General features: G+C 69.7%; 19 protein-coding genes and 1 riboswitch. Of the genes, 12 read left to right on the top strand and 7 right to left on the bottom strand.

Features of this window, described 5'->3' with window-relative positions:
* Positions 1 to 12 precede the first annotated feature (12 nt).
* Both ACJH71_RS10630 and ACJH71_RS10625 read left to right on the top strand, forming a co-directional pair.
* Complete coding sequence (locus tag ACJH71_RS10630) at positions 13 to 624, top strand: TetR/AcrR family transcriptional regulator (protein WP_406757985.1); 612 nt, start codon at positions 13 to 15, stop codon at positions 622 to 624.
* On the top strand, positions 621 to 1,268 hold the full coding sequence (locus ACJH71_RS10625; RefSeq protein WP_406757984.1) for an enoyl-CoA hydratase-related protein: 648 nt from the start codon (positions 621 to 623) through the stop codon (positions 1,266 to 1,268). Before ACJH71_RS10630 ends, ACJH71_RS10625 begins: the two co-directional genes overlap by 4 nt.
* 8 nt (positions 1,269 to 1,276) lie before the next feature.
* On the opposite strand, the gene ACJH71_RS10620 is transcribed toward ACJH71_RS10625, so the two are convergent.
* The 4 genes from ACJH71_RS10620 to ACJH71_RS10605 form a co-directional block, all read right to left on the bottom strand.
* Positions 1,277 to 1,567, bottom strand: a complete 291-nt coding sequence (locus ACJH71_RS10620; protein WP_406758186.1) for a thiocyanate hydrolase — start codon at positions 1,565 to 1,567, stop codon at positions 1,277 to 1,279.
* An 83-nt stretch (positions 1,568 to 1,650) separates the two neighbouring features.
* On the bottom strand, positions 1,651 to 2,370 hold the full coding sequence (scnC, locus tag ACJH71_RS10615) for a thiocyanate hydrolase subunit gamma (RefSeq protein WP_406757983.1): 720 nt from the start codon (positions 2,368 to 2,370) through the stop codon (positions 1,651 to 1,653).
* Between the two features lie 28 nt (positions 2,371 to 2,398).
* Entirely contained in the window at positions 2,399 to 3,235 is an 837-nt protein-coding gene (locus tag ACJH71_RS10610; RefSeq protein WP_406757982.1) for an SH3-like domain-containing protein, read from the bottom strand.
* 107 nt (positions 3,236 to 3,342) lie between these two features.
* A complete protein-coding gene (locus tag ACJH71_RS10605; protein WP_406757981.1) occupies positions 3,343 to 3,933 on the bottom strand; it encodes a hypothetical protein in 591 nt (196 codons plus the stop codon).
* A gap of 134 nt (positions 3,934 to 4,067) precedes the next feature.
* Between ACJH71_RS10605 and ACJH71_RS10600 the strand changes: the two genes are divergently transcribed.
* The 4 genes from ACJH71_RS10600 to cobM are packed head-to-tail and all read left to right on the top strand — an operon-like array spanning position 4,068 to position 7,859.
* The gene (locus tag ACJH71_RS10600) at positions 4,068 to 4,934 is read left to right on the top strand and encodes a nitrite reductase (RefSeq protein ID WP_406757980.1); all 867 of its coding nucleotides are present in this window, start codon (positions 4,068 to 4,070) and stop codon (positions 4,932 to 4,934) included.
* Entirely contained in the window at positions 4,931 to 5,596 is a 666-nt protein-coding gene (locus ACJH71_RS10595) for a precorrin-8X methylmutase (protein WP_406757979.1), read from the top strand. The genes ACJH71_RS10600 and ACJH71_RS10595 overlap by 4 nt, the downstream gene beginning before the upstream one ends.
* The gene (gene cobJ / locus ACJH71_RS10590) at positions 5,593 to 7,101 is read left to right on the top strand and encodes a precorrin-3B C(17)-methyltransferase (protein WP_406757978.1); all 1,509 of its coding nucleotides are present in this window, start codon (positions 5,593 to 5,595) and stop codon (positions 7,099 to 7,101) included. Before ACJH71_RS10595 ends, cobJ begins: the two co-directional genes overlap by 4 nt.
* Positions 7,089 to 7,859 (top strand): precorrin-4 C(11)-methyltransferase, encoded by a 771-nt coding sequence (cobM, locus tag ACJH71_RS10585; protein ID WP_406757977.1) that lies wholly within the window; start codon positions 7,089 to 7,091, stop codon positions 7,857 to 7,859. Before cobJ ends, cobM begins: the two co-directional genes overlap by 13 nt.
* Here cobM and cbiE read toward each other — a convergent pair.
* Positions 7,845 to 9,062 carry a precorrin-6y C5,15-methyltransferase (decarboxylating) subunit CbiE gene (cbiE, locus tag ACJH71_RS10580; RefSeq protein ID WP_406757976.1) on the bottom strand — a complete coding sequence of 406 codons (1,218 nt, stop codon included), beginning with the start codon at positions 9,060 to 9,062 and terminating at the stop codon, positions 7,845 to 7,847. The two genes, cobM and cbiE, sit on opposite strands and share 15 nt — an antisense overlap.
* Before the next feature lie 14 nt (positions 9,063 to 9,076).
* Positions 9,077 to 9,874: a dienelactone hydrolase family protein gene (locus tag ACJH71_RS10575; protein ID WP_406757975.1), complete on the bottom strand. Its 798-nt coding sequence runs from the start codon at positions 9,872 to 9,874 to the stop codon at positions 9,077 to 9,079.
* Between the two features lie 25 nt (positions 9,875 to 9,899).
* Positions 9,900 to 10,048: riboswitch (cobalamin riboswitch) on the top strand.
* A 27-nt stretch (positions 10,049 to 10,075) separates the two neighbouring features.
* On the opposite strand from ACJH71_RS10575, the gene ACJH71_RS10570 reads away from it, so the two are divergent.
* The 5 genes from ACJH71_RS10570 to ACJH71_RS10550 are packed head-to-tail and all read left to right on the top strand — an operon-like array spanning position 10,076 to position 16,416.
* Complete coding sequence (locus ACJH71_RS10570; protein ID WP_406757974.1) at positions 10,076 to 12,073, top strand: magnesium chelatase subunit D family protein; 1,998 nt, start codon at positions 10,076 to 10,078, stop codon at positions 12,071 to 12,073.
* The gene (gene cobO / locus ACJH71_RS10565; protein WP_406757973.1) at positions 12,073 to 12,687 is read left to right on the top strand and encodes a cob(I)yrinic acid a,c-diamide adenosyltransferase; all 615 of its coding nucleotides are present in this window, start codon (positions 12,073 to 12,075) and stop codon (positions 12,685 to 12,687) included. The genes ACJH71_RS10570 and cobO overlap by 1 nt, the downstream gene beginning before the upstream one ends.
* Before the next feature lie 2 nt (positions 12,688 to 12,689).
* Positions 12,690 to 15,047, top strand: coding sequence for a cobyrinate a,c-diamide synthase (locus ACJH71_RS10560; protein WP_406757972.1), 2,358 nt, complete (start codon positions 12,690 to 12,692; stop codon positions 15,045 to 15,047).
* The gene (locus ACJH71_RS10555) at positions 15,044 to 15,976 is read left to right on the top strand and encodes a cobalamin biosynthesis protein (protein ID WP_406757971.1); all 933 of its coding nucleotides are present in this window, start codon (positions 15,044 to 15,046) and stop codon (positions 15,974 to 15,976) included. The genes ACJH71_RS10560 and ACJH71_RS10555 overlap by 4 nt, the downstream gene beginning before the upstream one ends.
* Positions 15,977 to 15,978: 2 nt before the next feature.
* Positions 15,979 to 16,416, top strand: coding sequence for a GNAT family N-acetyltransferase (locus ACJH71_RS10550; RefSeq protein WP_406757970.1), 438 nt, complete (start codon positions 15,979 to 15,981; stop codon positions 16,414 to 16,416).
* Positions 16,417 to 16,421: 5 nt separating this feature from the next.
* On the opposite strand, the gene ACJH71_RS10545 is transcribed toward ACJH71_RS10550, so the two are convergent.
* A complete protein-coding gene (locus ACJH71_RS10545) occupies positions 16,422 to 16,784 on the bottom strand; it encodes a hypothetical protein (protein WP_406757969.1) in 363 nt (120 codons plus the stop codon).
* Between the two features lie 109 nt (positions 16,785 to 16,893).
* Here ACJH71_RS10545 and ACJH71_RS10540 point away from each other — a divergent pair, with 109 nt between their 5' ends.
* On the top strand, positions 16,894 to 18,270 hold the full coding sequence (locus ACJH71_RS10540) for a DUF222 domain-containing protein (RefSeq protein WP_406757968.1): 1,377 nt from the start codon (positions 16,894 to 16,896) through the stop codon (positions 18,268 to 18,270).
* Positions 18,271 to 18,272 lie beyond the last annotated feature (2 nt).

Raw genomic sequence — 18,272 nt, 5'->3', positions numbered from 1 at the left:
ACGGTGACGGCCATGCCCCGCCCGCGCGTGTACGACCCCGAGCAGGTGCTGGACGCCGTCGAGTCGCTGGCCGCGCGGTCCGGGCCCACCGCGGTGACGATTCGCGCGATCGGCGAGGCCACCGGCGCCTCCAACGGCGCGGTCTACCACGGCTTCGGCTCCCGAGCTGGGCTCGTCGCCGCCGCCTGGCTGCGGGCCACCCGGCGCTTCCTGGCGGTCCAGGGTGAACTGGTGAACGCCGTCTCGGACCCGCTCGAGGCCGTGGTTGCCGCCGCCGACGCCCCGGTGGTGTTCGCGCAGCGTCATCCCGACGCCTGCAAGTTGCTGTTCGCGATCCGGCGCGACGAACTGCCCGACGACGACCTGTCTCCGGAGCTGGCCAAGCAGCTGCGCGGCGCCGACGCCGAACTGGTCGGCTTGCTCATCCGGCTTGCGGACGGCCTGTGGGAACGTCGCGACGCCGACGCCGTCGACACCATCACCACCTGCGTCGTCGATCTGCCCACCGCTCTCGTGCTCAGCCGGAATCGGTTGGGCAGCACCATCGCCCGGTCCCACCTGCACGCGGCGGTCCGCGCCGTGCTGTCGGTCGGGCCACCCTCTAGAAAGGATCCCTCGAAGTGAACCTGACCTATGACGACAAGATTGCCGTGCTGGACCTCGGCGACGACGAAAACCGCTTCTCCCCTGACTTTCTCGACGAGATCAACCGGGTACTCGACGACGTGCTGGCTGCGGGTGCGCACGGCCTGGTGACCACCGCGGGCGGCAAGTTCTACACCAACGGCCTGGACCTGGACTGGCTGATGGCCAACGGCGACCGCACCGACTGGTACGTCGGCCGGGTGCACGCCCTGCTCGCGCGGGTGCTGACACTGCCGATCCCGACCGCGGCAGCCGTCGTCGGCCACGCGTTCGGGGCCGGCGCCATGCTGGCGGTCGCCCACGACTTCCGGGTAATGCGCGCCGACCGCGGCTTCTTCTGCTTCCCCGAGGTCGACATCCGGATTCCGTTCACCGCGGGGATGACCGCGTTGATCCAGGCCAAGCTCACCCCGCAGGCTCAGGTGGCGTCGATGACGACCGGCCGCCGATTCGGCGGGGTAGATGCCGCGACCTTCGGCATTGTGGACACCACCGCCCCCGAGGGCGCGGTGACCCCGGCCGCGACCGAGGTGCTGCGGCCGCTGGCCGGCAAGGACTCGGGCACGCTGGGCGCGATCAAGGCGGGCATGTTCGGCCCGGCGGTGGCGGCGCTGGGCGGGTAGAACCCGCGCTACCCCGCTTCCAGCCGGGCGCGAATCACCGCCAGGCGCTGCCGAAGTTCGGCCTCGTCGATCACGCCCCGGGCGATCAGCGAATGCGCCAGCGAGAGGAGCTGGCTTTCCGGGTACGGCACGCTCTGATAACGGGTCGTCGACAACTCGTCTTCCTCGTCACGGCGGTCCTTGAAGGTGAAGCCGAAGTCCTCGATCGGGCACGACGCGGTGTCAAGCGCATCGCACAATCCGTCGAGGCTTGTCTTCCACGGCGGAAGCGGGTTGTCCACGCCGTACTTGGCCGCCATCACGGGCCAGGTCTGGTTGGGGTCGGCAAGGCGGTCCAGGATTTTAATGGGCCGGCCCGCAAAGCCGTCGGGCGATGACGCGTTCACGGTGTCGCGCTGCTGGCGGAGATCGGGTTGTTCGCCGGCCGGGTTTTGGTGATGACGTTGGTGGTGACCCCCGGCTTGGGCAGCGCGACTCCGATCAGTGAGTCGCGGGTGAGGATCTCGACCAGCTGGTCCTCCGACCAGCCTTCGGTGCCCTCCGGCCGCATCGGCATCACCATGAACCGGTGCTTCTGGTTGGAGTCCTCGACGCGCACCTGCACGCCCTCGGCCAGTTCGAGGCCGAACTCGGAAAGCACCTGACGGGGCCAGCGCACAATGCGACGCCGGTAGTTCGGGGTCCGATACCACTCCGGTGAGTTGCCGAGGATCGGCCGCGGGTAGCAGGAGCACAGTGCGCAACAGATGACATGGTGCACGGTCGGGGTGTCCTCGAGGATCTTGAAGGCGACGAAGTCACTGGGAGTGCCGAATCCGGTGGGTTCGAGCCAGTCGACACCGACGTGTTTGCAGGCGGCGATCGGGTCGCTCAGGGCCAGCGCCTTGAAATCCGGGTCGAGCCACGCCTTTGCGACCAGCCGAGCCGCGGCCGTCGGGCCGATCTGCTCGGCGAACTCGGTGAGGTGACGGTGCTGTTCGGCGGTGAACAAACCCTTTTCAATACACAGCTCGCGCAACGCGATTTCCAGAATTTCGAAGTCGGTGATCTCGTCGACCATCGGTTTGACCGTGCGGGCGTGGTCGTGATCGTGATCGGCCATGGTCTGTTCTTTCCGTCGGATGTGGTGGTTAGGCCGGCTCCAGCCAGCGTTCGGGGATCTCGGTCTGCAAGGTGTCGGTGGCCGGCCCGGTGTAGGAATCCCACAACTCGGTCTGGTTGAACCGCACGATGTAGAACCATTCGGGCTTGGCGTCCTCGCGGTCCCAGGTCTCGTCCTCGGGGGCCGGGCTCTCGTAGGCCAGTTCGGCGATCGTGCCGCGCGCGCTCCGCACGTACTCCGGGGTGCGGGTGTAGAACATCGCGGGCAGGTTGCGGACGCGTACTCGATCACCGACCGCGAACCGTGCCGGGTCGGCGAGTCCGGCGAATTTCTGCGGATCGCCGATACCCACCGCATCGAGGTGGTGCTTGTTGCGGACGACGTCTGACCCGTCGCCCTGGAATTTCGGCTCGGCATTCAAGTGGGTTCCCGCCGGTCGGCCGGCATAGCGTTCCTGCACCTGCGCCAAGCGATCGGTCAGCTCGCCCCAGCTGATGTGCTTCTTCTCGATCAGCACCCGGCCCACCGACCACAACCAGCGGGCGTAGTAGGGCAGCCCGAGATAGATCGGGCGGCCCACGTCGACGTTGCCAATGCGCCGACGTTCCTCGGAGACCCAGATTCCGCGCCAGCCAAGCGTTTCGCAGAGCACATAGGTCATCAGCTCCCAGTGCTCTTCTTCCTTGTTCTCATAGGTCTTCGGCGTGTCCAACTCACCGCCGACGTCGTGGCAGGTCTTCAGATAGGCCCAGTAATGGTCTTGACCGACCTGATCCGGCATGGGCCATTCCGGATCTTCCGGAAAGGTGGTGTGCAGCCTCGAAATAAGCGAGAGGCGTTCTTCACGTTCGGCAGCAGTTGTCATGGGCGATCCTTGATAACGGTCGCCGACCGCACTGACTAACGGCCCACGGCCTCACTTGTCACGCGCTAAGTTTCGATAGTAACCCCGGGTGCCCGCAAATGACCCGATTAGTTTTCCGCTGATCGACCCTCTCCACCGCAGGTGATGCGTGTGCCGGTCCGGTCTCGTGGATCGGGTCCCAGGCCGAGAAATTCCGACCGCAACCGGTCCCACAGTTCCAGTTGCTTCCATGCCGGTTCGGAACGGATCTGCTGGTCGTTGGTGAGAAAGGGGTTCGGTAGCAGCACCGTCGTCATCTGTTCGTCACGCCCGTTGAAGAGCCTTACGCCCCACGACGAGGGAGCGTCGTCGTGACCGAAGTAGCGATATAGCTCCGCGCGCGCACATTTGCGGATCTTCCGCAATTCCCGTGGCGCCGCCACGTGGTTGCCGATGCACAAGTGGAAATGCCAGCGGCCGAAGTCGATGGTGGCGTACCCATCCGCCATCGAGATTTTCTTGGGCGGGTTCGGAGCAGCCACCTCCCATGCGGCGCCCTGGATGATGGTGCCGAACCAGATCTCGTTCCAGTACTCGTCGAAGCACAGGTGCAGCAGCTTCAGGAGGTTCGCCTTGCCGACGGGCAGCGGCCAGATCTGTTCCCTGCCACCATCTTCGAGAGCGATGATGGCCGGTTCGACGACATGGTCCTGGTTCATGTCGATCCACCTCTTCTGCCCGGGCGACAGCGCACTTTTGACGGTAGCGAAAGCGGTCCGCGGACATCGCGGAATCAGCGAGCTTCCCCCGGACGGTAGGGTTTCGGCGAACGCGAGAGGTCATTCGGTCCCCAGTGTCAAAGAATCCCACCACTAACCAGCGCACCCGTGCCGACCGGTGCCCCGGCGTGCTGCGGCCCTGGGTGGCCGACGACGGGTTGCTGGTGCGGCTGCGACTGGTCGGTGGCCGACTGCCGGCCGCGTCGCTGGCCCGCTTGCTGCAGGTCAGCGCCGAGTTCGCCGACGGTTCGGTCTACCTGACCAAGCGGGCCAACCTGCAGCTGCGCGGGTTGGCCGATCACGGGGGTGAACTCGCTCCCGACGCGGTGGCCGCCCTGGAGGCGACCGGGCTGTTGCCGTCGCGCAGCCACGAGCTGGTCCGCAACATCCTGGTCTCGCCGCAGACCGGCCATGCCGGCGGGCGGGCGGACCTGCGACCGGTGGCGACGCGACTGGACGCGCTGCTGTGCGCCGATCCACGGCTTGCCGGGCTGCCCGGCCGGTTCCTGTTCGTCCTCGACGACGGCCGCGGCGACCTGCTGGATCGCTCCGCCGATGCCGGCCTTGTCGTGCTGAACGCCACGACGGCGCAGCTGCGGATCGGCGAACACTGGGGTGCTGTGATCGACGTCGAGGACGCCGCCGGCCGGCTCGCCGAACTGGCCAGAGCGTTCCAGGCCGCCCGCGGCGGGCAGCCGGACGCACCGTGGCACGTTCGCGAGTTGTCCCGGCCGCTGGCGCCGCTCGGTGCGGCCGACCCGCGTGTCCCGGCCCCGTCGGGTCCGTTACCGTTTGGCAGCGTGCCCGGCGGAACCCACGTGCACGTGCCAGACGGCGTCCTCACGCCGGACCACGGGCGGTCGCTGGTGGAGCACACCGAGCTCGTGGTGACGCCGTGGCAGGGTGTCTTCATCCCCCAAGCCCAGGAGGCGAATCGGTGAGCAGGCCCAAGCGCCCGTCTCGGCGCTACGACTACATCGCCGACGGACCGGCCATCTACGTCGAATCGTTTGCGACCATCCGCCGCGAGTCCGACCTGTCCCACATCCCGGCAAGCGCGGAACGGCTCGCGGTGCGGATGATCCACGGCGCCGGACAGACCGACGTCGCCAAAGACCTGCTGATCCACCCCGACGCAGTGCCCGCCGGCCGGGCCGCACTCGACGGCGGAGCGCCGATCCTCTGCGATGCCCGGATGGTGGCGGTCGGGGTGACCGCCGGGCGGCTGCCGGCCGGCAACGAGGTGCACTGCTACCTGCGCGACGAACGGGTTCCGGACCTGGCGAAGGAATGGGGAACCACCCGTTCGGCGGCGGCCGTCTCACTGTGGGAACCCGAACTGGCCGGTGCCGTCGTCGCGATCGGCAACGCCCCCACCGCGCTGTTCCACCTGCTGGAGCTGATCATCGACGGGGGGCCGCGCCCCGCGGTGATCGTCGGCTGCCCGGTGGGCTTCATCGGCGCGGCCGAGTCCAAAGCCGCGTTGGCCGCACTGCATGCCGATCACGGCATCGACATCCCGTTCGTGACGGTGCGCGGCCGGCGTGGCGGCTCGGCGATCACCTCGTCGGCGTTGAACGCACTCGCCTCGGATGCCGAATGACCGGCACGTTCTACGGGGTGGGCCTGGGGCCCGGTGACCCCGAGCTGATCACCCGCAAGGCAGCCCGGATCATCGCCGACGCCGACGTGGTGGCCTACCACGCCGGGGTCAACAAGGCGTCCTATGCCCGCACCATCGCCGCCGACCTGATCCGAGACGGGGTGATCGAGGAGGAGCTGCGCTACCCGGTCACCACCGGGGTCACCGATCACCCCGGCGGCTATGCCGGAGCACTCGCCGACTTCTACGAGGCGTCGGCCTCACGGCTGGCCGCTCACCTGGACGCGGGTCGCACGGTGGCGCTGCTGACCGAGGGCGATCCGCTGTTCTACGGCTCGTTCATGTACATGCACGACCGGCTGTCGGCGCGCTTCGACACCGAGATCATCCCCGGTATTCCGGCGTTCAGCGCCGCCACCGCCGCGCTCGGGATGCCGCTGGTACGCCAGACCGACGTGCTGACCGTGCTCCCGGGCACCCTGCCCGAACACGAGCTCGCGATGCGACTGGCCGACACCGACGGCGCCATCATCATGAAGCTGGGCCGCACCTTCCCGGCCGTGCGCCGGGCCCTGGTCGCCGCGGGCCGCCTCGAGCACGCCTACTACGTCGAGCGGGCCAGCCATCCGCAACAGCGCTGGCTGCCGGTCGCCGAGGTGGAGGAGGCCAGCGTCCCCTACCTATCGCTGATCGTGGTGGACGGGGATTCCCGCAACGGGCAGCGTTCCCGGACGCCGGGCGATCAGGTCGCTGTGGTCGTTGAGCCGGTGCGCGCGGCCGCCGAGCTGCTGGTAGTCGGCCTCGGCCCGGGACCCGAGGGCTGGCTGACCGGCGAGGCGGCCGCGGCGCTGGCCACCGTCGACCACGTGGTGGGCTACGGCCCCTACGTCGCGCGGGTTCCGCAGCGCGAGGGGCTGCAGCGACACACCTCGGGCAACACCGTCGAGCTGGACCGGGCCCGTTTCGCCCTGGACCTGGCTTCCCGCGGTGAGAAGGTGGCGGTGGTCTCCGGAGGGGACGCCGGGGTGTTCGGGATGGCATCTGCGGTGTTCGAGGCCGCCTCCGATGTTCAGTATCAACATGTTTCGGTGCGGGTGCTGCCCGGGGTGTCGGCGGTACAGGCGGTGGCCGCGGCGGCCGGCGCCCCGATCGGGGCCGACTTCGCGGTGCTGAGCCTGTCGGATCGACTCAAACCGTGGTCGGTGATCGAGTCGCGGCTGCGGGCGATCGCCGAGGCCGATCTGGTGCTGGCGATCTACAACCCAGCCTCTCGCGCGCGGCCCGACCAGATCGCGATCGCGCGCAAGGTGCTGCTGGAACACCGGGACGCGACGACCGTGGTGGTCGTCGGCCGCGACATCGGCCGGGAGTCCGAAGCACTCACCGTGACCACCCTGGGCGAGCTGGACACCGACTCCATCGACATGAAATGCCTTGTCCTGGTGGGGGCGTCATCGACACAGGTGACGGCTGGACGGGTATGGACGCCGCGATGGGTGCGTTAGCGGTCCAGTTCGTCGGTGCCGGTCCCGGCGCGGCGGACCTGCTGACCGTGCGGGCTGTGGGCCTGCTGGCCACCGCCGACGTGGTGCTCTACCCGGGCAGCTACCTGGACCCGCGAGTGCTCGAACAGTGCTCCAGCACAGCAGAACTCGTCGACACCGCCGACCTGGATCTGGATGCGATAACCGACCGCCTGGTCACCGCGCATTGGGCGGGCCGTGCGGTGGTGCGGCTGGTCTCCGGAGACCCGTCGCTGTACAGCGCGGTTTTCGAGCAGACCCGCCGCCTCGATGCCGCCGGGGTGCCCTGGGAGGTGACGCCCGGTGTGCCGGCATATGCGGCGGCCGCGGCGGCGCTGGGCCGTGAGCTCACGGTGCCCCTGGTGACGCAGTCGGTGGTGTTGACCCGGACTCAAGTCGCGTCCACCGCGATGCCGCAACGCGAAGCGCTCTCCGCATTCGCCGCGACCGGAGCCACGCTGGTGTTGCACCTGGCGATCACCCGCGTCCGGGCGCTGATGGCCGAGCTGGCCCCCGAGTACGGCCCAGACTGCCCGGTCGCGGTGGTCTATCGCGCGTCACAGCCCGAGGAGCTGGTGCTGCGCGGAACGATCACCGACATCGCCGACGCGGTCGAGGAGGCAGGCCTGCGGTCTGCCGCAGTCATCCTGGTCGGCCGGGCGGTGGCCGACCTGCCCGATCCGTGCGGCGGCCAGAGCCATCTCTATGACCCCGCGCGGGACCGCTCAGGGCCGGGCTAACGCCCACTGGGTGACCGCCCGGCCGGGTGTCCATCCGGTCAAGGACCCCAGCGGTGCGGCGTGCTCGACATGGATGCGGGTCAGCTCGCCGCCGTGTTCGCGGTAGGCCTCCAGCAGCAGAGTCTCGGTCTCCAGCGTGACACCGTGGGCCACCATCCGCCCGCCCGGCGCCAGCGCCGCCAGGCAGGCCGTCAGCACCCCTGGCCGGCTCAGACCGCCGCCGATAAACACCGCATCCGGGGTGGGCAGGTCCGCCAACACCTGCGGGGCCGCGCCGCGCACAACCTGCAACGCGGGCACGCCGAGGTTGCGGGCGTTGTACGAGATGCGTTGCGCCCTAGTGTCGTTCGCCTCAACGGCGATGGCGCGGCAGGCGGGATGCGCGCGCATCCATTCGATGCCCACCGAGCCGGCGCCCGCGCCGACGTCCCACAGCAGCTGCCCGGGCGCCGGGGCCAGCCGCGCCAGCGCGGCGGCCCGCAGGTCACGTTTGGTGAGCTGCCCGTCGTGCTCGTAAGCCTGATCAGGCAGGCCGCTCACCCAGCCGTACGCCGACGGGCCGGCCAGCTCCAGCGCGACGATATTGAGCCGTGGGGCCGGGCCTTGAAAGGCTGCGGCGGTGGTGTCGAGCATGCTTTCGGCCGCTCCGCCGAGATCGCCCAGCACCACCATCCGACTCGCTCCGTAGCCGCGCTCGGACAGCAGTGCGGCCAGCTGTCCCGGGGTGCGCTCGTCCGACGACAGCACCAGCACCCGCCGGTTCGATGCCAGCTCGCGCAGCACCGCGTGCACGTCGCGGCCGACCACGCTGACGACCGCGGCGGACTCCACCGGCCAGCCCAACCGGGCGCGAGCCAGGGTCACCGAGGAGATCGCCGGCACTACCGTCACCCGTTCGGTGCCCAGCAGCGCGATCAGGGTGCTGCCGATGCCGCTGAGCAGCGGGTCCCCGGATGCCAGCGCCACGATCCGCTGTCCTGCCAGTTCCTCGAACAGCGCCGGCAGCCCGGCGTGCAGCGGGGCCGGCCACTTGAGCCGCCGCTGGCCATCGGCTTCGGGCAGCAGGTCCAGTTGGCGGGGCGCGCCGAGTACGACGTCGGCCGCCAGCACGGTCTCCCGCACCGGCCCGCCCAGACCGGCCCAGCCGTCGGCGCCGATGCCCACTACGGCGATGCGTTCGGCGGGGCTGGGCTGGGCTGGCACAGCGGCGATCGTAGCTAGGTCAATCGCTCGGTGAGGAATTCCACCACCCGCTTGCGCGCCTCGTAGGCAGGATGGCCGTCGACCTCGCGGACCTGGTCGGTGAGCACCGAGTGCGCCATCCGGGACAGACCGTGCGGGTTGCCCGACGAGGAATCGATCTCGATGACCTCGAAAGCGTCCCCGAGCCGCGCTTTCAGCGTCGCGAAGCGGTCACCGGGGGCCATCTTGTCCTCGCTGAACCGCAGGCCGAGCGCGCACAGGCCGTCCTTGGCGGCCCGGTCGGCGACAACGCCCAGCTCGACCTCGGAGAGCCCGGGGTCGCGGCGTTGTTTGAGCGTCAGCGGAATGGGCACCGACGGCTGGCTCAGCACCGGGGCCAGCACAGCGTCGTCGACGGCCGCGGCCAGCGCGAACCCGCCGGTGAAGCACTGGCCGATCACCCCGACGCCCTTGCCGGGGGTCTTCTCGTTGAGGTCGCGGGCCAGCGCCCGCAGGAACTGGGTGACCGGGCGCTGCTTGTCGGTGGCGAACGCGGCGAACTCGCGGGTCACGCAGGCGCGACTGATCGTGGTCAGCGCGTAGCCGGGTGTGATCGCCTTACCCGGCTCGCCGAACAGCGAAGGAATCGCTACGGTGAACCCGTTGTCCACCAGGTGATTTCCCAGCGCCAGCACCCCGGGGTGAATCCCCGGAATCTCCGGGATCAGCACCACACCGGGACCTTTGCCCCTGCGGTAAACGTCGTGGGTGAATTCGCCGCCGGTGAACGGCTCGGCGACCCATCCGGTCAGATCTGCTTCAGGTGCACTCACTGTCTTCGGTGTCCTTTCGCCCAGGTCGGCGTCTCGCGCCCCGAGTGTTAGGGTATCGGCGCGAAGCGCCAGGGAAGTCGGTGTGACTCCGACGCAGGCCCGCTACGGTGTTCCGCGGCGCATTTCGGTGCGCCACGGTCAGTCCGAATACCGGCTTCGCGTCGCCGACACAGAGGTGTCGGCCACACGAGCGGAGCCTCAATGCAACAGCTGTACCCCTTCCCCGCTGTCCTCGGCGGCGACCCGGATGCCCCGGGCGGCCTCGACGACATGGCGCTGGCGCTTGTCCTGAGCGCGATCTCCCCCGGCATCGGCGGGGTGCTCATCCGCGGCGAGAAGGGCACCGCCAAGTCGACACTGGTCCGGGCGCTGGCCCAGGTGCTGCCGCCCATCGACGTGCTGGCCGGCGACCGGTTCTCTTCCGATCCCGCTGAGGCGAACCCGCTCTCCCCCGACGGCCCGTTCCCCAGCGACGCCCCCGTCGAGACCCGCCCCGTGCGCCTGGTGGAACTGCCGGTCGGCGCCACCGAGGACCGAGTGGTGGGTTCGATCCATCTGGAGCGGGCGCTCAGCTCCGGCACCCTCGACTTCGAACCCGGGCTGTTGGCCCGCGCCAACCGCGGCATCCTCTACGTCGACGAGGTCAACCTGCTCGCCGACCACCTGGTGGACCTGCTGCTGGACGCCGCGGCTATGGGCCGGCTGACCGTGGAACGCGACTCGGTCTCGGTCACCCATGCCGCGCGGTTCGTGATCGTCGGGACGATGAATCCCGAGGAGGGCGAGCTGCGCCCCCAACTGCTCGACCGGTTCGGGTTGACCGTCGAGGTGTCCGCGCCGCGTGATCCGGTTTTGCGGGCCGAGGCGGTGCGGCGGCGGCTGGCGTTCGACGCCGACCCGGAGGGTTTTGCCGGGAACTACGCCGAGGCCGAAGACCGGCTGCGGGCCCGGATCCGCCAGGCCCAGGAACTGCTGCCCAAGGTGGCGCTCACCGACGCTGCGCTGGTGAAGATCGGTGAGATCTGCGCGGCGTTCGACGTAGACGGTCTGCGTGGCGACATCGTCTGTGCCCGCACCGCGGTGGCGCATGCGGCGTGGCAGGGGCGCGACGCGGTCAACATCGAGGACCTACGGGTGGCCGCCCGGCTGGCCCTGCCGCATCGACGGCGGCGCAAGCCGTTCGACGCCCCGGGTCTCGATGAGACCGAACTCGACGAGCTGTTGCCCCCGGAGGATTCCGGTCCCGAGCCCGACCCGGACGGTCCGGGACCCGACGGTCCCGAACCCGAGGGTCCACCGGACGGCGGGGATGGCGCACCATCGCCCGAGCAGAGCGGTCCGGCGCCGTCTGGGAACTCTCAGCCGGGTTCTACGTCGACAGCTGCCGCCGACTCCCCTTACCGGGCAAGACTTTTCTCTGTCGACGGCGTGGGTGAAGGACGTGCGGGCCGGCGCAGCAGGGCCCGCACCAGTTCCGGACGACGGGTGGGCGCCACCGCTTCCGGCAATTCAGGCGGCCTGCACCTGTTCGAGACGCTGCGTGCGGCCGCCCCGCATCAGGGCGTGCGGGGCCGGGCTCAGGGCCGGATGATCCTGGCGGCCGGCGATCTGCGGCGCGCGGTTCGGGAGGGCCGGGAGGCCAACCTGGTGCTGTTCGTGGTCGACACCTCCGGGTCGATGGCCGCCGCCGAGCGGATGCGCCATGTCAAGACCGCGATCCTGTCTCTTTTGCTGGACGCCTACCGGCGCCGGGATCGGGTGGCGGTGGTGACATTCCGGGATACCAAGGCGGAGTTGGTGTTGCCCGCGACCGGCTCGGTGGAGATCGCCGCCGTGCGGCTCGACGAATTGCCTGCGGGCGGCCGCACCCCACTGGCCGAAGGCCTGCTGGAGGCCGCCGAGGTGATTCGCCGGGAGCGGCTGCGCGAGCCCGCCTGCCGCCCGTTGTTGGTGGTGTTGACAGACGGCCGGGCAACCGCCGGCGCCGACCCGGTGCCGCGTTCTCTTCTCGCCGCCGACCATCTTGCTTCCCAGGGATTTTCGGCGGTCGTGGTGGATTGCGAGAGCGGTCGAATGCGACTCGGGCTGGCCCGGGCGCTGGCCGAGCACTTGCGTGCCGAGTACGTGCCGCTGCCGCAGGTGAGCGCCGAGGCGCTGACCGACGTCGTCCGCGATGCCACCGGAAGAGGAGCCGCCTGATGCCGCAGGGACAACCGTTGACGGTGCCCGATGACAACCTGACCACCCGCCAGCGCCGCAACCGGCCGCTGCTGATGGTGCACACCGGCGACGGCAAGGGGAAGTCCACCGCCGCGTTCGGATTGGCACTGCGCGGCTGGAACCAGGGCTTCGACATCGGGGTCTTCCAGTTCGTGAAATCCGCGAAGTGGCGGGTCGGCGAACAGACCGTGCTCGAACGCCTGGGCGCCCTGCACACCGAGACCGGTGAGGGCGGCCCGGTGCAGTGGCACAAGATGGGTTCGGGCTGGTCGTGGAGCCGCAAGGCCGGTGGCGTGGAGGACCACGCCGGCGACGCCGCCGAGGGCTGGGCCCAGATCAAGGAGCGCCTGGCGGCGCAGACCCACGACCTGTACATCCTCGACGAGTTCACCTACCCGATGGGCTGGGGCTGGGTGGACGTCGACGACGTGGTGGAGACCTTGGCCAACCGGCCGGGCCACCAGCACGTCGTGATCACCGGCCGGCGCGCCGATCCGCGGCTGATCGAGATCGCCGACCTGGTCACCGAGATGGGCAACATCAAGCACCCGATGGATGCCGGCCAGAAAGGTCAGCGCGGCATCGAATGGTGAGCGTGGTGGGCGTTTCCCTTCCCCGCCTGGCCATCGCCGCGCCCGCGTCCGGGCACGGCAAGACCACGGTGGCGGTCGGAGTGATGGCGGCGCTGTCCGCCCGCGGCCTGCAGGTCAGCGGCCACAAGGTGGGCCCGGACTACATCGACCCCGGTTACCACACACTGGCGACCGGACGGTCGGCCCGCAACCTGGATCCGTATCTGGTCGGTGCCGACCGGATCGTGCCGCTGCTGCTGCACGGCGCAACGGGCGCGGATGTCGCCGTGATCGAAGGCGTGATGGGGCTTTTCGACGGGCGCCTGGGCACCGGCGGCGAGGCCTCCACCGCTCATGTCGCGGCGTTGACGGCGACCCCGGTGGTGCTGGTCGCCGATGTCTCGCATGCCTCCCGCACGCATGCGGCGGTGGTGGCGGGCCTGGCCGGTTTCGATCCGGCGGTGCGCGTCGCGGGGGTGGTGCTGAACAAGGCCGGCAGCGCACGCCACGCCGATGAGGTCGTTGACGCGTTGCGCCCCAGCGGTATTCCGGTGCTCGGAGTGCTCCCCCGCGACGCGGGCGTGGAGACTCCGTCGCGGCATCTCGGGCTGGTGCCGGCGGCCGAGCGTGACGAATCGGCGGCCATGGCGGCTCGACTTGCCGGGCTGATGGAGCGGTACGTGGATGTGGACGCGGTATTGGCGGTCGCGCACCAGGCTCCGGAATTGACCGGCAGCCCCTGGGATCCCGCTGCCGAGATCACCGCGGCCTCCGGACGCCGGCCGGTGGTTGCCGTCGCCGCAGGGCGGGCGTTTACGTTCGGCTATACCGAGACGTTCGAGCTGCTGCGTGCCGCCGGTTGCGAGGTGGTGACCTTCGACCCGCTCACCGACACGTGCCTGCCGGCCGGCACCGCCGGTATCTATCTGGGCGGCGGATTCCCGCAGGTCTACGCAGAACCGTTGGGCGCCAACACCGCACTGTTGAGCGCGCTGGGGGCGTCGATCGCGGCGGGAGTGCCGACCGTCGCCGAGTGTGGCGGGCTGGCGTACCTATGCCGCCGGGTGGGCGAGGACGCCGGGGTCGGGGCGCTGCCGGGCCACGCCGCGATGACCCCACGCCTGGAGCTGGGTTATCGAGAGGCCACCGCGGCGGCCGACAACCTGCTGGCGCGTACCGGAGAGCAGGTCACCGGGCACGAATTCCACCGCACCCAGGTCATTTTCGATCACGCCGTCAGCGCGGCCTGGCGGCTTCCCGACGGACCGGACGGCTTTGCCTCTGCCAGCCTGCATGCGTCCTACCTGCACACCCATTGGGCCGGGTATCCCGGGCTGGCTCAGCGTTTCGCCGACGCGGTACACGGTTTCACCGGCCCGGATCTGCACCATCACGGCGATGTCGAGGCCGGGCCCGGGCTACTCGATTTCGCGGTCAACGTCTATGCCGGGCCACGACCGGACTGGCTCGAGCGCGCCTTGCATGCCTCCCTGGACGAGGCCGTGGCCTACCCCGAAACGTCAGCGGCCCGTGCCGCGTTGGCCGCCCGGCACGGTCGCACCGCCGCGGAGGTACTGCCCACCGCGGGCGCGTCGGAGGCCTTCGACCTGGTCGCTCGAATGCGACCGTGGCGCGCCCCGGTGGTGGTGCACCCGCAGTACACCGGCCCGCATGCCGCGCTGACCGCCGCCGGACACACCGTCGGCACGGTGCTGTGCCGGGCCGACGACGGTTTCGCACTGCACCCGAGCGCGGTGCCTGAGGACGCCGACCTCGTCGTCATCGGCAATCCGACCAATCCCACCGGGGTGTTGCATCCGGCGCAGACGCTGCGCCAGTTGCTGCGTCCCGGCCGGGTGGTGCTGGTCGACGAGGCGTTCCTCGATGCCATTCCCGGCGAGCCCGAAACCCTGTCCAAAGAGCGGCATTCGGGGCTGCTGGTGAGCCGCAGTCTGACCAAGCATTGGTCGATCCCCGGCATTCGCGCCGGGTATCTGCTCGGCGATCCCGCACTGCTCGCCGACGCGGCACGACTGCAGATCCCCTGGTCGGTGTCCGCATCGGCGTTGGCCGCCATGCTGGCCTGCTCGGATGAGCGAGCGGTGCGCGAAAGTGAGCTCCGGGCTCAGCAATTGGCTGCCTGGCGGGCGCACCTGGATGAGGGACTTGCCGCGCGCGAGGTGCGGGCTGTGGCGGGTGTGGCTCCTTTCGTGCTGGCCCAGGTCGGCCGCGGGGTACATACGGTGTTGCGCGAGAACGGCATTGCCGTGCGCCGTGCCGACACTTTTCCGGGGCTGGATGACAGCTGGGTGCGGATCGCGGTGCGGCCCCCGGGCCTGACCGATCAGCTGCTGGCCGTGCTCGACCGGACGCGGCGATGATTGCTTCCCGGGCACTCGGGCTGGCTCTCGGCTACGCCGCCGACCGCGTCTGGGGCGATCCGCGCCGGCTGCATCCGGTCGCCGGATTCGGGACATGCGCGCTAGCGTTGGAGCGGCGGATTTACCGCGACGATCGAGCAACCGGGGCCGCCCACGTTCTGATACTGGTCGGCGGCGCCGTCGGGCTGGCGTACGCCGGTGAGCGTGCAGCCCGGAATCCGTTGGCGCGCACGGCACTGACCGCCGCCGTCACCTGGGCGGTGCTCGGCGGCCGGTCCCTGGAACGCGAAGCCGAAACCGTGCACGCCTTCCTGTCCGCCGGCGACCTGGACTCGGCCCGGGCCCAGGTCCGCAACCTGGTCGGCCGTGACACGACCGCTCTGGGTCCCGACGAGGTGGCGCGTGCCGTCGTCGAATCCGTGGCGGAGAACACCTCCGATGCGGTGGTGGCGTCGCTTGTATGGGGTGCGGTGGCGGGTGTTCCGGGTCTGGTCGCACACCGCGCCGCCAACACACTGGATGCCATGATCGGGCACCGCAACGCCCGTTATGACCGGTTCGGCTGGGCGGCAGCACGATTGGATGACCTGCTGGGATTGCCGGCCTCCCGGCTGAGCGGGGCACTGGCCGCCGCCCTGGGGCCCGACCCCGCCGGCGCGCTGCGGGCGTGGCACCACGACGCCCGCCACCACCCCAGCCCCAATGCCGGGGTGGTCGAGGCCGCCTTCGCCGGGGCGCTGGGGCTGCAGCTCGGCGGGGTCAACACCTACTACGGAAATCGGCGTGAAGATCGCGCGCGGATGGGCTACGGTCGAGCGCCTGCGCCGTCCGACATTCCGCGCACGACCCGGCTGGCCCGGCGAGTGGGCGTGGGCGCCCTGCTCACCGCGGTGGCGTGGTACCTGGGTCGAGGGCGGATGAGGAGGTAGCTGTGGCGGCCGTCGAGGGTATCGAGTTCTCGACCGATGCGGCGCGCGTGGATCGGGATTGGCTCTGGAACGAGCTGGTCGAGCACACCTACTGGGCGAAGTACCGCACCCGCGTCATGTTCGACCGCCAGCTCGACAGCGCGTGGCGCATGGTGGGCGCCTACCGGACCGACGACGGGGCGATGATCGGTTTCTGCCGCGCGGTCTCGGACGGCGCGGCCTTCGCCTACCTGGCGGACGTCTATGTCTCTCGCGATCAGCGCGGACAGAAGATCGGCAAGGGATTGCTGCGGACGATGATCGACGAGGGCCCGGGTCGAGACTTCCGCTGGACGTTGCACACCGCTGACGCGCATGGGTTGTATGAGCAATTCGGCTTTGCTGCGCCCGACGCGACCTATATGGAGCGGCCGTCGCGGCTGGCGCATATCCGGGACTGACACCTTCAGGTGTGCATCAGGTCCGCTGCGTGGCTCTTCTCGCTCGGCCGGATATCGCTGGCATCGCTAGATTTCAGCCGCCAGGTGCTGACCAGCCCGTCGGGGCCGGTCTGTTCGCCGGCAGCGAGCGCTTCACCGATCAGGCGTCGCACGCGTGGCTCGTCGGCGGCTTCCGTGGCGAACAGCACCCGCAGTACCAATTCGTCGCCGACAACATGGTGGGCGACGTGGTGCGGCGCCAGTGGGCACGGCGGCCGGTGATCCCAGCTGCCGCACAGTGTTTTGGTGATGGCTCCGCCGGGCGCATCCGGGCTACCACCCGGGTCCATCACCACGACCGCATCGTGAGCGTAAGCATGGCGAGCCACGGGTGGCGATGCTACGGGATTCATCCACAGTTGTGGGTTGATCCACAGGGTGGCCTTTCCTGGGCTGTCTTCCGGTGGTGTTGTCGGGGGTGGTTTTTAGCGTCGGGGTATGGCAACGGTCTTGGGTGCGGCAGCGGCACGGGAGCAGGTCTGCGCTGCCCTTGATGCCATTGATGCCGCCCAGGAAGTGTTGCGGGCGACGCCGACGGATCTGGTGGGCAATGACTTTCGGGTCGAGGTCGCCGAGCGGCTGGAAAGACAGGACCGGGTGAATCGTGGGTTGATGTACCGGACCTTCGGGGAACTCGCCGACCCGCCTGATGGCTGCGGTTCGATCGCCGCAGCACGGGCATCCCTTTGGAAACGCTTGCGGATCACCCCACGCGAGATCACCCGCCGCTGCCGCCTGGCCGCCCGCATTAGGCCCCGACGCTCCCTGACCGGAGCGGCGATCCCACCCGAACTCCCGGCCCTGGCCGCCGCGGTCGAATCCGGTTCGATTGGGGAGGACCACATCCGCGCGATCTGCCAAGCCGTCGACGTCCTGCCCGGATCAGTGACCCCGCACCAGGTCGCGCAGGCTGAAGCCGCCCTGGTCGCCCACGCCAGCGGAGTCGATGCCGGGGTGCTCAGCAAGATCGGGCAACGCATCGCCGATCACCTCAACCCCGATGGGCTGTTCAGCGACCGCGACCGCGCACGACGCCGCGCCCTGACACTGGGCCGCCAAGGCCCCGACGGCATGTCCAAACTCACCGGCCTCCTGGACCCCCAAACCCGCGCCTACTTCGAAGCAGTTGCGGCCGCGGTACGCCCCGGACGACACAACCCCGATGCCACCGCCCCGGCCTCCGGTGATGACCGCACGGCCGCGCAGCGCTGCCACGACGCCCTGCGCCTAGCCCTATCCACCGCCATCGCCTCGGGAAAACTCGGCACCCACCGCGGCCACCCCGTCACCGTCGTGGTCACCACCACCCTGGCCGAACTCAACCAAGCCGCCCACGCCGCAAGCGATCCATCGGTCCCGATGCCACCACCAGCGCTCACCGGCGGCGGATCCCGGCTGCCGATGCGCGACCTGATCGCCATGGCCGCCCAATCGATTCACTACCTCGCCGTCTTCGACGACCACACCAAACGCCCGCTCTACCTCGGCCGACAAAAACGCATCGCCACCGCCGACCAACGCCTCATCTGCCACGCCCGCGACCGCGGCTGCACCCGACCAAACTGCCTCGAACCGGGCTATCACTGCGACGTGCACCACGCCAACCCCTGGGCACACGGCGGACGCACCAACGCCGACGAACTGTTCTTCGCCTGCGGTTGCGACCACACCGACACCACCGACGGCCACCAACACACCATCATCACCACCACCGGGCGCCTCGGCTGGACCGACAGCACCACACCACCACAGGTCAACCACGCCCACCACCCCGACGAACTCCTACGCGGTGATCCCGACCCGCCCGCAGCCTGACG

It is taken from the genome of Mycobacterium sp. SMC-15 (assembly GCF_045310925.1).
Classification (GTDB): Bacteria; Actinomycetota; Actinomycetes; order Mycobacteriales; family Mycobacteriaceae; genus Mycobacterium.
Note: the sequence above shows the minus strand (reverse complement) of the source record. Positions and strands in the feature narration are given on the sequence as shown.